Annotated in this window: 12 protein-coding genes; 9 read left to right on the top strand and 3 right to left on the bottom strand. The window is 71.2% G+C overall.

Going from position 1 to position 13,867, the window contains the following annotated elements; all coding sequences use genetic code 11:
- Positions 1 to 46 precede the first annotated feature (46 nt).
- Complete coding sequence (locus ACIQI8_RS33070) at positions 47 to 553, bottom strand: MarR family winged helix-turn-helix transcriptional regulator (protein ID WP_402358604.1); 507 nt, start codon at positions 551 to 553, stop codon at positions 47 to 49.
- Between the two features lie 97 nt (positions 554 to 650).
- On the opposite strand from ACIQI8_RS33070, the gene ACIQI8_RS33065 reads away from it, so the two are divergent.
- A complete protein-coding gene (locus ACIQI8_RS33065; RefSeq protein WP_402358601.1) occupies positions 651 to 1,442 on the top strand; it encodes a dioxygenase in 792 nt (263 codons plus the stop codon).
- 30 nt (positions 1,443 to 1,472) lie between these two features.
- Here the strand turns inward: ACIQI8_RS33065 and ACIQI8_RS33060 are convergent, their stop codons facing one another.
- Positions 1,473 to 1,991, bottom strand: a complete 519-nt coding sequence (locus tag ACIQI8_RS33060; protein WP_402358598.1) for a GNAT family N-acetyltransferase — start codon at positions 1,989 to 1,991, stop codon at positions 1,473 to 1,475.
- Between the two features lie 193 nt (positions 1,992 to 2,184).
- On the opposite strand from ACIQI8_RS33060, the gene ACIQI8_RS33055 reads away from it, so the two are divergent.
- Both ACIQI8_RS33055 and ACIQI8_RS33050 read left to right on the top strand, forming a co-directional pair.
- Positions 2,185 to 3,183, top strand: a complete 999-nt coding sequence (locus tag ACIQI8_RS33055) for an RNA polymerase sigma factor RpoD/SigA (RefSeq protein ID WP_402358595.1) — start codon at positions 2,185 to 2,187, stop codon at positions 3,181 to 3,183.
- A 426-nt stretch (positions 3,184 to 3,609) separates the two neighbouring features.
- Entirely contained in the window at positions 3,610 to 4,350 is a 741-nt protein-coding gene (locus ACIQI8_RS33050; RefSeq protein ID WP_402358592.1) for a TetR/AcrR family transcriptional regulator, read from the top strand.
- A gap of 42 nt (positions 4,351 to 4,392) precedes the next feature.
- On the opposite strand, the gene ACIQI8_RS33045 is transcribed toward ACIQI8_RS33050, so the two are convergent.
- The gene (locus ACIQI8_RS33045) at positions 4,393 to 5,358 is read right to left on the bottom strand and encodes a helix-turn-helix transcriptional regulator (RefSeq protein WP_402358589.1); all 966 of its coding nucleotides are present in this window, start codon (positions 5,356 to 5,358) and stop codon (positions 4,393 to 4,395) included.
- A 62-nt stretch (positions 5,359 to 5,420) separates the two neighbouring features.
- Here ACIQI8_RS33045 and ACIQI8_RS33040 point away from each other — a divergent pair, with 62 nt between their 5' ends.
- The 6 genes from ACIQI8_RS33040 to ACIQI8_RS33015 all read left to right on the top strand — a co-directional run bounded on the left by ACIQI8_RS33040 (position 5,421) and on the right by ACIQI8_RS33015 (position 13,702).
- Positions 5,421 to 6,938 carry an MFS transporter gene (locus ACIQI8_RS33040; protein ID WP_402358586.1) on the top strand — a complete coding sequence of 506 codons (1,518 nt, stop codon included), beginning with the start codon at positions 5,421 to 5,423 and terminating at the stop codon, positions 6,936 to 6,938.
- Positions 6,939 to 8,237: 1,299 nt separating this feature from the next.
- Positions 8,238 to 8,969, top strand: coding sequence for a Crp/Fnr family transcriptional regulator (locus ACIQI8_RS33035; protein WP_402358583.1), 732 nt, complete (start codon positions 8,238 to 8,240; stop codon positions 8,967 to 8,969).
- 206 nt (positions 8,970 to 9,175) lie between these two features.
- Entirely contained in the window at positions 9,176 to 9,937 is a 762-nt protein-coding gene (locus tag ACIQI8_RS33030) for a DeoR/GlpR family DNA-binding transcription regulator (RefSeq protein ID WP_402358580.1), read from the top strand.
- On the top strand, positions 9,934 to 10,881 hold the full coding sequence (gene pfkB / locus ACIQI8_RS33025) for a 1-phosphofructokinase (protein ID WP_402358577.1): 948 nt from the start codon (positions 9,934 to 9,936) through the stop codon (positions 10,879 to 10,881). Before ACIQI8_RS33030 ends, pfkB begins: the two co-directional genes overlap by 4 nt.
- Before the next feature lie 211 nt (positions 10,882 to 11,092).
- On the top strand, positions 11,093 to 13,345 hold the full coding sequence (locus ACIQI8_RS33020) for a fructose-specific PTS transporter subunit EIIC (protein WP_402358574.1): 2,253 nt from the start codon (positions 11,093 to 11,095) through the stop codon (positions 13,343 to 13,345).
- Positions 13,346 to 13,444: 99 nt separating this feature from the next.
- Complete coding sequence (locus ACIQI8_RS33015; RefSeq protein WP_402358571.1) at positions 13,445 to 13,702, top strand: hypothetical protein; 258 nt, start codon at positions 13,445 to 13,447, stop codon at positions 13,700 to 13,702.
- The last annotated feature ends 165 nt before the right edge of the window (positions 13,703 to 13,867 follow it).

The following is a 13,867-nucleotide window of genomic DNA, read 5'->3' as shown; positions in this document are numbered from 1 at the left end:
CCGTAGGTACAACCCGCGGACCTGTCCGGCCCGTTGAGCGAGCGGCTCAGCGCAGCCAGGGCAGGTCCGCACCCGCTTCCTTGGGCTGCAGGCCCTCGGCGACGATCTCCATGATGTCGCCGAGGGCCTTCTGCTGCTCCGGGCTGAGCCGCGCGAACACCGCCTGCCGGACGGCCGCCACATGGCCCGGCGCATTGCTCCTGAGCACCTCGAAGCCCTGGTCGGTCAGGACCGCGAACTGGCCGCGCTTGTCCGAGGGGCAGTCCTCGCGGCGCACCCAGTCGCTCTTCTCCAGCCGCGCGATCGCGTGCGAGAGCCGGGAGCGGGTGATCTTCGCCATCCGGGCCAGCTCGGTCATCCGCAGCCGCCGCCCCGGCGCCTCGGCGAGCACCACGAGCAGCCCGTAGTAGATGTGCGGCATGCCCGCGTCCCGCTGGAGCTGACGGTCGAGATGGTCCTCAAGGAGCGTGGACGCCTGCATGTAGGCGCGCCAGACGCGCTGTTCCTCGTCGGTGAGCCAGTGGGGTTCAGCGGATGTGGGTGCCGGGTTCATGCACTCCACTGTACGAGAACTCTCCTTGAAGGTTAAACAAATCAGGCGTAGGCTCTTCCTGGAGAAGTTGAGAGTTCAAGCATGGGGAGTGACCGTCATGTCCACCGCCGCACCGGAGCGCATGCCCGCCCTCTACCTCAGCCACGGCGCCCCGCCGCTCGCGGACGACCCCATCTGGCCCGGCGAACTCGCCGCCTGGTCCGCGGAGCTGCCCCGCCCCAAGGCGATCCTGATGGTCTCCGCCCACTGGGAGGAGGCCCCGCTCGCCCTCGGCGCGGTCGACCCGGTCCCGCTCGTCCACGACTTCTGGGGCTTCCCCGAGCACTACTACCAGGTCCGCTACGACGCTCCCGGCGCCCCCGAACTCGCCGAGTCGGTACGGAAGTTGCTGCGCGCCCCCGGCATCCCCGTGCAGGACGTCCCGGACCGCGGCCTCGACCACGGCGCCTACGTCCCGCTCGTCGAGATGTTCCCGGCCGCCGACATCCCGGTCCTCCAGGTCTCCATGCCCACCCTCGACCCGGTGAAGCTGATGGAGATCGGCCGCAGGCTCGCGCCCCTGCGCGACGAGGGCGTCCTGATCGTCGGCTCCGGCTTCTTCACCCACAACCTCGCCGCGCTGCGGCACACCGGCGGGGGAGTGCCCACCTGGTCCTCGGAGTTCGACGACTGGGGCCGCAACGCGCTGGAGACCCGTGACTGGGACGGGCTGCTGGACTTCCTCCACAAGGCCCCGGCCGGCCGCTACGCCCACCCGCGCACCGAGCACTTCGCCCCGCTCTTCGTGACCATGGGCGCGGCCGAGGTGACCGGCGAGCTGGACGCGCAGAAGTCGGTGATCGACGGGTTCTGGATGGGGATGGCGAAGCGGTCGGTGCAGTTCGGCTGAGTCCCGGCCGCCCGGTACTGCGGCTCCTTGCTACAGCTCCTTCTCGTACCAGGCGACGTCCCAGTAGCGGCCGAACTTGCGGCCCACCTCCCTGTAGGTGCCGACATGCCGGAACCCGAAGCGTTCATGCAGCCGCGTGGACGCTTCGTTGGGCTGTGCGATACCGGCGTAGGCCCGGTGCAGGTCCTCGGCCGCCAGGGACTCGAAGAGGGCCTTGTAGAGCAGCGTGCCGATGCCGCGGCCTCCCGCGCGCGGGGCGACGTAGACCGTGACCTCCACCGAGGTCGAGTAGGCGGGCTTGGCACGGTAAGGGCCGGATGTGGCGTAGCCCAGAATCTCCTGTGTGTCCGCATCTTCGGCAACCTTCAGCCGGTGCGGGCCGTCTTCAGGGTGGGAGAGCAACCAAGGGCGGCGCTCTTCCGGAGCGAAGACGGCGGTATCGAATGTGATCGGCGTCTCACGGACGTAGTGGTTGTAGAGGGCGGTGAGGGCTTCGAGGTCCGCCTCGACTCCTGCCCTGACCTGCACCTCTGTACGTTCCGACGACACCGGACCACCTCCGTGGCGGCACAGGGTACTGCATGATCAGAAAAATCGGGGGGCAGGTTGGGAATTCTGTCCGGATTCCAGTCGTTGTTTCCTTCGGATGCAGGGCACCCGAGAAAGGTGCTGAGAGGCACTCGAAGCTGAGTACCCGATATCCGAGAGACCACCCGCCAGCCACCATCGCAAGGGAGCTCGCATGGCAACCCGTGCCGTCGCCCGTCGTAAGTCCGCCTCTGGCGAGACGGCCGACAGGGCAAGCAGTGTTCGCGCCCACGCCGGCGAGATCGCCGACCGTGACCTGGTCGGCATGTACCTCGACGAGATCGCGCGCACACCGCTGCTCGACGCCGCCAAGGAGGTCGAGCTGTCTCAGATCATCGAGGCGGGTGTGTTCGCGCGACAGGTTCTCGAGGGATACGAGGATTCGCAGGCCGAGGCCAGCCGCGAGGAGCTGCAGGCCCTGGTCGACGAGGGAGAGCGGGCCAAGGACGTCTTCATCCGCTCCAACCTCCGCCTGGTCGTGGCCGTCGCCCGTCGCTACCCGCGCAGCGGTCTGCCCCTGCTGGACCTGGTCCAGGAGGGCAACGCGGGCCTGGTGCGCGCGGTGGAGAAGTTCGACTACCGCAAGGGCTTCAAGTTCTCGACCTACGCGACCTGGTGGATCCGTCAGGCGATCACCCGCTCGATCGCCGACCAGTCCCGCACCATCCGGCTCCCCGTCCACCTGGTGGAGGAGCTCGGCCGGATCCGCCGCGTCCAGCGCGAGTTCAACCGCGAGCACGGCCGCGACCCGGAGCCCGCCGAGATCGCCGCCGAGCTGGCGTCCACCCCGGAGCGCGTCATCGACGTCCTGGACTGGGCCCGCGACCCGGTCTCGCTGAACATGGCGGTGGACGACGAGGGCGAGACCCAGTTCGGCGACCTGCTGGAGGACACCTCCGCGGTCTCTCCCGAGCAGTCCGTCCTGACCCTGCTGCGCAGCGAGGAACTGGACGACCTGATCGGCCGCCTGGACCCGCGCACGGCCTCCATCATCAAGATGCGCTACGGCATCGACGACGGCCGCGAGCGGACGCTGACCGAGGTCGGCAAGGAGCACGGCCTGACGCGTGAGCGCATCCGTCAGATCGAGAAGCACGCACTGCTGGAACTGAAGAAGCTGGCCCGCGACACCGGCTTCGAAGCGGCGGCGTAAGCGGCGCGGGGGAGCGTGCGTCACCCGGCAGATGCCAGTGGCGTACGACAGCCCCCACCGCGTACGCCCGGTGGCGGAACACCGGCGCAAACATGGCTGTGTTCCGCCGCTTCAAGCAACTGGGCCCCGGGAACAAGACTTCAGGGCCCAGGAGTTCAGGTCAGGGGACACCGTCCCTCGACCCCCTTGGACCACGTCCCGACGCACTCCCCCCCGGCGCCGGGACCTTCCCTGAGCCGGGCTTCGGCGCCCTCCCCCCGGGCGCCGGAGCCCGGCTCTTTTTCTGCCCGCCCCCCATGCCCTCGTACCGCCGCTTTTGTCGTCCGCGGCCGGGCAGGGCAGAGTGGACGGCGGGGCACCCCGAACCTGAACCCCGGGGTGGCCCGCCGAATGGCAGATTGTGCCACATGGGCATAGCCTGCCGGTGTGAGCAGTTCCACCCCCGCCCAGCAGTCCCGCGCGTCCTCGCTGACCGAACGGCGCAAGGCCGCGACCCGGATGGAGATCGCGCGGGCCGCGGCCGGACTGTTCGTACGGCACGGACTGCGCGCCACCCGGGCCGAGGACATCGCCCAGGCGGCCGGCATCGCCCCGCGCACCTTCTACCGCTACTTCGCCTCCAAGGAGGAAGCCGTCGCCCCGCTGTACGCGGCGGGCGCCGAGCGCTGGGGCGAGGCGTTCCGCGCGGCCCCCGCCGACCTCTCCGTGCCCGAGGCACTGGAACACGCGGTACGCCACACCCTGACCCCCGGCGTCGGCGTCTCCGCCGCCTCCTGGGAACTGGTCCGCACCCTCATCCGCCTCACCGACACGAGCCCCGCCCTGCGCAAGGTGTGGGCGGAGGTGTCGCACGACGCGGAGGGCAAGCTGGGCGAGGTACTGGCGGAGCGGCTGGGGGAGGCTCCGGTACGGGGTTCTGACGCGGCTGCGGAACGGGGAGCCGACGGGGCTCCGGAGCGGCGTGCGGACAACGTTGGCAGCGGCCCCGCCCAGTCCCCCGGCCTGCGCTTCGCGGCCGCCGTGGCCAGTGCCGCCGTACGGGTCGCCGTGGAAGGCTGGGCCGCCGGCGAGGCACCCGCGTCGGGGCCGAAGGGACCGGCCGCGATGGCGCTGCGGAACCTGGAGGCGCTGCGCGACTTCCCGTGGGCGGACCTGGCGAGAGGGTAGGCCGGTGGCGCAGGGGCCGCGGCTCGGCTGCCGCCGGTGTCCTCAGCCGCCCGCAGCCCGAGTCAGCCGGCCACCCAACTCCCGTACGCACTCCGCCAGTTCCGCCGGTTCCCGGACCGTGAACTCGAAGCCCACCATGGCGAGCCGGACCGCCAGCCACTCCTTCTTGTCGCCGACCGTGGTGCGCAGGCGGCAGCTGTCGGCGGTGAGGGGTTCGGGTGTGCCCAGCCAGTTCGGGAGGCGGCCCGCGACGGACTCGGCGGGGGCGGCGAAGGTGACATCGACGTCGTACGACTCCTGCCGTCGCTGCATCGAGAGCCGCAGGTACTCCGCCGCGCTCCCCGTGGGCAGCTCCCGCGGGGCGAACCGTGCGCCGGTCGCGAAGGGGTCGGCGACCCGGTCGACGCGGAAGGTGCGCCAGTCGGCGCGGTCGAGGTCGTAGGCGACGAGATACCAGCGTTGGCCGGTCGAGACCAGGCGGTAGGGCTCGGTGAGGCGGCGCGACTCGGTGCCGTCGGCCGCGCGGTAGGCGAACCGAAGGCGCTCGTGCCCCGCCACCGTCGAGGCCATCACGGTCAGCGTCTCAGGGGCGATGCTCGCGCCGTCACCGCTGGTCAGCGGGGTCGTCGCGGCCTGGAGCGTGGAGACGCGGTGCCGCAGCCGGGAGGGCAGCACCTGCTCCAGCTTGGCGAGGGCGCGTACGGAGGCCTCGTCGACGCCCTCCAGCGCGTGTCCCGCGCCCGCCCGCAGGCCGACCGCGATGGCCACCGCCTCCTCGTCGTCGAGGACGAGCGGGGGCATCGCCTTGCCCGCGACGAGCCGGTAGCCGCCGTCGGAGCCCAGGGAGGCCTCGACGGGGTAGCCCAGCTCGCGCAGCCGGTCGACGTCACGGCGGATCGTGCGCCGCGAGACGCCGAGCCGGTCGGCGAGCTCGCCGCCGGGCCACTCGCGGGGCGTCTGGAGGAGGGAGAGGAGTTGGAGGAGCCGGGCCGGGGTGTCCGTCGTCATGAGTTCGAGGATGCCGTAGAACTAGGACACGATCTGACCTAGTTGCCTTCTAGGTTCGTCTCATGACCTCAACGGAGACCACACCTCTCAGCACCCAGCCGGCGGTGACGGCGGCACCCGACGACAGCGTGCGGCCCGCCCCGGGTGACCGGCGGCGCTGGTTCGCGCTCGCCATCGTGATGACCGCGGCCTTCATGGACCTCGTCGACGTCACGATCGTCAATGTGGCGATCCCGTCGATCCAGCGGGACGCGGGCGCCTCCTTCAACCAGATCCAGTGGATCACCGCGGGTTACGCGCTCGCCTTCGCCGCAGGGCTGATCACGGGCGGCCGGCTCGGTGACATCCACGGCCGCAAGCGGCTGTTCCTCATCGGCATCGGCGGCTTCACGCTCGCCTCCGCGCTGTGCGGCTTCGCCGCCAACCCGGAGATGCTGGTCGCCTCGCGGATCCTCCAGGGCGCCATGGCGGCGATGATGGTGCCCCAGGTGCTGTCGATCGTGCACGCGACCTTCCCGGCGCACGAACGCGGCAAGGTGTTCGGCCTGTTCGGCGCGATCGTCGGATTGGGCGCCGTCTCCGGCCCGCTGCTCGGCGCCCTGCTCACCGAATGGAACCTCTTCGGCCTCGAATGGCGCCCGATCTTCCTCATCAACCTGCCCGTCGGCATCGCGGGCCTGATCCTCGGCAGCCGCTTCATCACCGAGTCGAAGGCGCCGCGCGCCCTGAAGCTGGACCTGGTGGGCGTCGCCCTGGTCACCCTCGGCCTGCTGATGCTGCTCTACCCCCTCACCCGCGGCGACGAACTGGGCTGGCCCGCCTGGGGGTTCGTGTCGATGTCCGGCTCGATCGGCGTCTTCTGGGGGCTGGTGGCGTACGAGAGGAAGAAGGCGGCGCGGGACGGCTCCCCGCTCGTCGAACTGTCCCTGTTCAAGGTGAAGAGCTTCGCGGCCGGCATCGCCGTGCAGACCGTGTTCGGCGTCGCACTCGGCATCTTCTTCCTCGTCTGGACGCTGTACATGCAGATCGGCCTGGGCTGGAGCCCGCTGCGGGCGGGGCTGACCGGTGTGCCGTTCTCCGTCGCCGTCTCGGTGGCGGCCGGGATGTCGGTGCAGAAGCTGGTGCCCCGCGTCGGCGGACGCAACGTCCTCCAGGCCGGTGCGCTGGTGATGGCCGCGGGCGTGCTGCTCTACCTCTGGGAGTCCGAGCGGTACGGACTGGCCATCGCCTCCTGGCAGATGGCGCTTCCGCTGGTCGTGATGGGCGCCGGCATGGGCCTGATCTTCGCCCCGCTGACCGACACGATCCTGTCCGAGGTGCCGCGCGAGCACGCCGGTTCGGCGTCCGGGCTCATCAACACCGTTCAGCAGATGGGCAACGCGCTGGGGCTCGGGCTGGTGTCGGTGGTCTTCTTCGGCACGATGGACGACCACCTGACGCCGGAGCGGGTGGGTCCCGCGTTCGTGGACGCCTTCCAGGGTGCGCTGGGGTGGGTGGCCGCAGTGATGGGGCTGATCTTCCTGCTGATGTTCGCGCTGCCGGGGCGGGGCGCCAAGCAGGTCCGGCCGAGCGGGAGTTGATGGCGTTCGTACCAGAGTGGTCGCTTCTGTGCGGAACACTCCGGTTATTGAGCGCCTCTCGCGCTCAACCTGCCTGCTCTGTAACAGAACTGACAGGTCATAAGTTCGTGACGGACGGGGAACCGGTCGGGCAGCCGACCGGTTCCCCGTCCGTCTGCGTCAAGGGTGAGGGCGCGGGACCGCCGGGGGCGCCCTTGTTCATTAGTCGACATTTGATGATGTGCTACGGCGAACCGTGCATTCCCGGACGGGATTCCGTTCCGCGCCCGCTGGTGCCGTATTCCGTCGGCCCGGATTACCTCCCGAAAAGTAATTGACCGAGCCGTGACGGGTTAATCGGGCGGGTGGCGGGCGGCCCGCTCCGCCGGGTCCGGTGGGTGCGTTTTTGGCCGGTGAGGACGTCGGGCGGGCAGGGGTCTGTTGGCCGAATCTGTTGACTCTTGATCGGTGCGCGCCATTTGATAACGCTGTCACAGCCCTGTGAGCTCGGGGTTGTCTCGCCCCTGCTCGGATAAAGGGGGTAAAACGTGCGGCCGGGTGAGGTGCGGTGTCGGCACCTGCGGGGTGCCGAGTTGTCCGTAACGAACCCCCGCTGGTGGGGGTTTCGGCTGGCCGTCCGGTGGCGGGGGCGGACTGCCGCCTGACGGGGAGTGACCAAAAGGCCATCCGTGGTGTTTACTGGGCAGCGGTCTGATCCCTGGTGGGTCCGGACCTTTCCGGGAGGTCCTGGGGGTGGTGCCCCGGGGCCTCTCGTTTTTGCTTTCGGTTGGTGTGGACGTCATATGTCGCTCACCCGGGAAGGGCTCGGACGGGCCCGTGGGGGCGTGCCGATAACCGGGAGCGGTAATTGCGCAAAAGACGAATGGATTTCCGGCCCGGATTGCGCGTGATCTTCTGTAACAAAACCCCGGGGCAGGGGAGTTCGCGTCATGATCGATATCTGCCGCCGCACCTTCGATATCGCGACTGGCTCTGCACTCGCGGCGAGGGGTAGCTTTATCTCGCTCAACCGTCTCCATCCGCCCGGCCTCACCACCCGGGCGCTGCCGCACCTCTCGGAGAGGGAGCAGGACCCACCACCCGGAACCCCGCTGACCAGTGAGGTTCCAGAGCGCCAAGAGAACAGGGATCAACGTCAATGCGCACCGTCAACGACGACGGCGTCATTCCGCCGTCGGGCCGCGGGCATCGCGGTACCTCACCTGTGACACGTCGTCACCACAGCGCGCCGCAAGGCGTGTTCGCCGGGACGTGCGCTGCCACGGGCGCCGGAGCGGGGGAGTGAGTCGGGGAGTGAGCATGCCCGCGACCGTCGACACCTCCCGCCCGACCGGCCTCCTTTTGGGCCACGAGGACAAGCCGGAGGGAAGCTTCCTGCAGCGGCTGCCCGCCGAGGACTGGCAGACCCTGCTGCAGGCCGGCCTGCGCGGCCTCGTCTTCGGCCGGGACGAACTCCTGCCGCTGGGCCCGGACGGCCGGGACGTGTACATCATCTGGGAGGGCGTCGTACGGCAGGACCGCTTCCCGCTGGGCGAGGGGGAGAACGTGCCCACCGTCACGCGGTTCCGGGGCGGCGGCCAACTGGTGGGCGAGGCCAAGCTCATCACCCCCGGCTCCGGCGTCCGCACCAAGTGCCTGACCCGAACCGTGGCCATACCCTGCCGCGCCCGCCACTTCAACATCCTGATGCGCCGACGCCCCGAGATCCAACTCGCCCTGCTGTGCAGCCTGGAGGACCGCAGCCGCAGCGACGAACTCGTCTACGCCATGGCCACCCGGCCGCCCCTGGAGCGCATCGGCAGACTGCTGGCGCACCTCGCCGACACCGCGGGCGTCCCCGACCCGCGCACGGGCTGGACCGTCATCAGCGGCCCGGGCCAGAAGGACATCGCCGCCGCCCTCCAGATCGCCATGTCCACCGTGGAGAACGCGATCCGGACCCTGCGGTACCACGGCGCCATCGAGGCCCGGTACCGGCAGTTCATCGTCCACGACGTGGACGCGCTGCGTCAGTTCGCCGCCGGGGGTTGATATCGCCTGGGGCTGATACGCCTGGGGCTGACGCCGCCGTGGGGAGCCGAGCCGTCCCTGTCGGTCTGAGCCAGCCCTGCCCGTTTACGTCCGAGTCGTGTCCGAACCCGTTTACTTTCCGGAAATCCGGGCGTAGCCTCCGAGTGAAACCACAAGTTCGGGCATTGGTCGGGCGCGAACAGGCATCCAGGCGGAGGCGAACGGACATGTACGCACCGGAGCGGCAGCAGGAGATCCTCCGGCTCGCCCGTGACGGCGGCCGGGTCGACGTCGTGTCGCTGGCCGAGGAGTTCCAGGTGACGGCGGAGACGATCCGCCGGGACCTGAAGGCCCTCGACCGCGCCGGCCTGCTCCGCCGTGTGCACGGCGGTGCCATACCGGCAGGGCGGCTGGACTTCGAGCCCGACCTCGCCGAGCGCGAGAGCACCGCGGCCGACGAGAAGGACCGCCTCGCGAAGGCGGCCGTCGCCGAACTGCCGAGCGAGGGCACGCTGATCCTCGACGCCGGCTCGACCGTGGCCCGGCTGGCCGCCGGCATCCCGCTGGAGGCCTCCCTCACCGTCGTCACGCACAGCCTGCCGATCGCCGCCCGCCTCGCCGACCACCCCGGCATCCAGCTCCACCTCGTCGGGGGGCGCGTGCGTCACCGTACGCGCGCCGCCGTGGACGCCTGGGCGCTGCGGGCGTACGGCGAGATCCGGGCGGACGTCCTGTTCGTGGCCGCCAACGGCTTCTCCGCCGACCACGGCCTGACCACCCCCGACCTCGCCGAGGCCGCGGTGAAGCGCGCCGCGGTCGCCGCCGCTCGCCGCGTGGTGCTGCTCGCCGACTCCTCCAAGTACGGCCAGGAGCACTTCGCCCGCTTCGGCGACCTGAGCGACGTGGACCTGCTGATCACCGACAGCGGGCTGAGCCCCGAGGGCGCCGCCGACATCGAGCGCGGTGGTACGGAAGTAGTGCGCGCATGATCCTGACGGTCACCCCCAACCCGTCCCTGGACCGCACCTACGAGGTGCCGTCGCTGGAGCGCGGCGAGGTCATACGCGCCACCGGCGAACGCATGGACCCGGGCGGCAAGGGCGTCAACGTCTCGCGCGCCGTCGCGGCCGCCGGACGGCGCACGGTCGCCGTACTGCCCCTCGGTGGTGCGCCGGGCGCGCTCGTCGCCGACCTGCTCGACGCGCAGGGCATCGAGGTCGCGCCGGTCCCGGTCGCGGGCGCCACCCGCTCCAACATCGCCCTCGCGGAGGCGGACGGGGTGCTCACGAAGATCAACGCACCGGGGCCCGAACTGTCCGCGGAGGAGCAGGAGTTGCTCCTGGAGACGGTCCGCGCGCAGTCGCGGGACGCGGACTGGATCGCCTGCTGCGGCAGCCTCCCGCGCGGGCTCGCCCCCGCCTGGTACGCCGATGTCGTCGCGCGGGCGCACGCCGGCGGCGCACGGATCGCCCTGGACACCTCGGGGCCCGCCCTCCTCGAAGCACTGCGCGAGCGGCCCGACGTGGTGAAGCCGAACGCCGAGGAACTCGCCGAGGCCGTCGGCCGCCCCCTGGCCACGGTGGGCGACGCGATGAAGGCGGCCGAGGAGTTGCGCGAGATGGGCGCACGCGCCGTCCTCGCGAGCCTGGGCGCCGACGGGCAGTTGCTCGTGGACGGCTCGGGCGCCTGGTTCGGCAGCGCGCGCGTGGACGTCGTACGCAGCAATGTCGGCGCCGGTGACTCCTCGCTCGCCGGATTCCTGATCGCCGGCGGCAGCGGGCCCGAGGCCCTCGCCTCCGCGGTCGCGCACGGCGCGGCGGCCGTCCAGCTGCCGGGCAGCGTGATGCCCTCCCCGGGCGACCTGGACCCGGCCGCGGTGACGGTGACGGCGGAGGTTCCCGCGGACCGCGTGCTGAGGGAGCCGGTGTCATGAACGGCGTCATGAACCTCCGTACGAATCCCGGCAGTTCGCTTCGGCGTCCTCCTCGCGTTCCTCTTCGACCGGTCCCCGGGCGGCGAGGCGATCCCCTGCCCACCGCCCCCGATGTCCCCCACTCCCCGCTCCCCACCACCCCCCGCACCGCCCCCGTCCCCATACGCGCCCAGTCCACTCCCCGGGCGATACGCGAGCGAAGGAGCCCGCGATGAGCGACCTCATCACCGCGGACCTGGTCGACCTCGACCTGTCCGCCGACACCAAGGAAGCCGCGGCACGCGCCCTGGCCGAGCGCATGGTGACCCTGGGCCGGGTGACCGACCTGGAGGGTTTCCTCGCCGACGTCGCCGCGCGTGAGGCGCAGATGCCGACCGGTCTCGACGGCGGCATCGGCATCCCGCACTGCCGCAGCGAGCACGTCACCGAACCGACCCTCGGCTTCGGACGCAGCGCGGCCGGGATCGACTTCGGCGCGCCGGACGGCCCCGCCGACCTGATCTTCCTCATCGCCGCGCCCGCCGGCGCCGACGACGCCCACCTGACGATCCTGTCCTCGCTGGCCCGGCATCTGATGAACGCCGAGTTCACCGACGCGCTGCGGTCGGTGGGCGACGCGGAGGCGGCCGCGGCGCTGATCCGCGGGGATGAGACGGGCGGGGGCGCGGGCCAGGGCGCGGGCGAAGGTGAAGGCGCGGGCGAGAGCGAGAGTGAGAGTGAGAGCGGTGGCGAGGGCGCGCGTGCCGCGTCGAGCGCCGTCGAGGGCGCCGTGAGCGCCGGCGGCAGCGCGGGTGCCACGGGTGCCACGGGTGCCACGGGCGCCACGGGTGCCTCCAAGAACACCGCTGCGGCGTCGGGGGCGGCCTCCGCCGATGCCGCAGCGGGCAGTAGTGCCGCGGCGGGCAGTGCTGTCGCTACGGGTGGTGCGCGCCCGGCGTCGGGCGCCCCCGACCCCGGCGCGCGCCCCTTCCGTGTCGTCGCCGTCACCTCCTGCCCGACCGGCATCGCCCACACGTACATGGCGGCCGAGTCCCTGGAGAACGCGGGCCGCGAGGCGGGTATCGAACTCGTCGTCGAGCCGCAGGGCTCGGCCGGCTTCACCCGCCTCGACCCCGCGGTGATCGCGGCGGCGGACGGCGTGATCTTCGCCCACGACGTGCCCGTACGGGAGAAGGAACGCTTCGCCGGCAAGCCGACCGTCGACGTCGGTGTGAAGGCGGGCATCAACCGCCCCGGCGAGCTGATCTCCGAGGTGCGCGCGAAGGCGGAACGCGGTGAGGTGACCGCCGGTGCGGGCGCCGCGACCCCCGTCGAACGCGGCGGTGAGGCGGGCGAGGGCTACGGCTCCAAGCTCCGCAAGTGGCTGATGTCCGGCGTCAGTTACATGGTCCCCTTCGTCGCGGCGGGCGGTCTGCTGATCGCCCTCGGGTTCGCGATCGGCGGCTACAAGATCAACAAGGCGCCGTCGGTCATGGACCACTTCCTGTGGACCCAGGCCGACAGCTGGGGCGCCCTGCTCTTCCAGATCGGCGGCGTCGCCTTCGGCTTCCTCGTCCCCGTCCTCGCGGGCTACATCGCGTACGGCATGGCGGACCGCCCCGGACTCGTCCCCGGCTTCGTCGGCGGCGCGATCTCCCTCACCATCAACGCCGGCTTCCTGGGCGGCCTCGCGGCCGGTCTGATCGCCGGTGGCGTGGTGATGGCGATCCAGCGGATCAACATCCCGGCGGCGCTGCGCGGCATCATGCCGGTGGTGGTGATCCCGTTGATCTCCTCGGCGATCGTCGGATTCCTGATGTTCGTCGTCATCGGCAAACCCATCGCCTCCGCGCAGAAGGGCATGACCGACTGGCTCAACGGCCTCACCGGCTCCAACGCCATCCTGCTCGGCGCCCTGCTCGGCCTGATGATGTGCTTCGACCTCGGCGGCCCGGTCAACAAGGTCGCGTACACCTTCGCCACGGCGGGTATCGCGGTCTCCAACCCCAGCGACTCGGCGATGAAGATCATGGCCGCGGTCATGGCGGCCGGCATGGTCCCGCCGCTCGCGATGGCCCTGGCCACCACGGTCCGCGGCAAGCTCTTCACGCAGACCGAGCGCGAGAACGGCAAGGCCGCCTGGGTGTTGGGCGCCTCCTTCATCTCCGAGGGCGCGATCCCGTTCGCCGCGGCCGACCCGCTGCGCGTCATCCCCACCTCGATGGTGGGCGGCGCGATCACCGGCTCCCTGTCCATGGCCTTCGACGCCACCCTGCGCGCCCCGCACGGCGGCATCTTCGTGGTCCCGCTGATCGGCAATCCCTTCCTCTACCTGATCGCCATCGCGGCCGGCGTCTGCGTCACCGCCGCCCTGGTGATCGTCCTGAAGGGCATGCGCAAGCCGGCCCCGGGCGCGGTGACCACGGACGCCCCGGACGGTACGGCCGCGCCGACGGCGGAGAAGAAGCAGCCGGTGCCGGCGTAGCACCTCCGGTGGCGCGGTGGTCGGCACGCTTTGCGGCTGTCTGCGAGATACATCACGGTCCGGGACCAAAGTCCCGGACCGTGATGTCTACTGGGGCCCATGGCAGATGAGAGCGCGTCGATCCTGCAGTCACTGGGCGTGGCCCTGCTCGCCTTCGCCACGGTCGTCTGGCTGATCGGCCTGGCCCGCCTGCTGCGCCGCGCCCGCTCCGGCGCCGCCCTCTGGCGCACCGACCCCTCCCTGCACGCCCTCCCGCCCCAACGCCGAACGGCCCCCCACCTGGAGTCCGTCGAACTGACCCCGGCGGAGAAGGCCGCGTTCGCGGGTCTCGTACGACAGCTCAGCAACGGCAGTTGAGGCCGCGGGGGCGCGTCCGCTGGGTCGTGGAGCGTTCCGGCGCGCGTCGGGAGACGTGCACGGCCGGTGGCCAGGGGACCTGTTCGGCCCGGAGCCAGGAGCGCTGCGCGGCCGGGCCTCGCGGGACCTGTTCAGCCCCGCGACCAGGAGCGCTGCGCGTCCGGG

The organism is Streptomyces sp. NPDC092369, from assembly GCF_044755245.1.
Lineage (GTDB): Bacteria > Actinomycetota > Actinomycetes > Streptomycetales > Streptomycetaceae > Streptomyces.
This window is presented reverse-complemented; position numbering and strand designations above follow the sequence as displayed.

Bases quoted from the DNA above. Each gene is read 5' to 3' on its own strand.
- ACIQI8_RS33070 (WP_402358604.1), bottom strand. From the start codon at position 553: ATGAACCCGGCACCCACATCCGCTGAACCCCACTGGCTCACCGACGAG.
- ACIQI8_RS33065 (WP_402358601.1), top strand. From the start codon at position 651: ATGTCCACCGCCGCACCGGAGCGCATGCCCGCCCTCTACCTCAGCCAC.
- ACIQI8_RS33055 (WP_402358595.1), top strand. From the start codon at position 2,185: ATGGCAACCCGTGCCGTCGCCCGTCGTAAGTCCGCCTCTGGCGAGACG.
- ACIQI8_RS33045 (WP_402358589.1), bottom strand. From the start codon at position 5,358: ATGACGACGGACACCCCGGCCCGGCTCCTCCAACTCCTCTCCCTCCTC.
- ACIQI8_RS33040 (WP_402358586.1), top strand. From the start codon at position 5,421: ATGACCTCAACGGAGACCACACCTCTCAGCACCCAGCCGGCGGTGACG.
- ACIQI8_RS33035 (WP_402358583.1), top strand. From the start codon at position 8,238: ATGCCCGCGACCGTCGACACCTCCCGCCCGACCGGCCTCCTTTTGGGC.
- ACIQI8_RS33030 (WP_402358580.1), top strand. From the start codon at position 9,176: ATGTACGCACCGGAGCGGCAGCAGGAGATCCTCCGGCTCGCCCGTGAC.
- pfkB (WP_402358577.1), top strand. From the start codon at position 9,934: ATGATCCTGACGGTCACCCCCAACCCGTCCCTGGACCGCACCTACGAG.
- ACIQI8_RS33020 (WP_402358574.1), top strand. From the start codon at position 11,093: ATGAGCGACCTCATCACCGCGGACCTGGTCGACCTCGACCTGTCCGCC.
- ACIQI8_RS33015 (WP_402358571.1), top strand. From the start codon at position 13,445: ATGGCAGATGAGAGCGCGTCGATCCTGCAGTCACTGGGCGTGGCCCTG.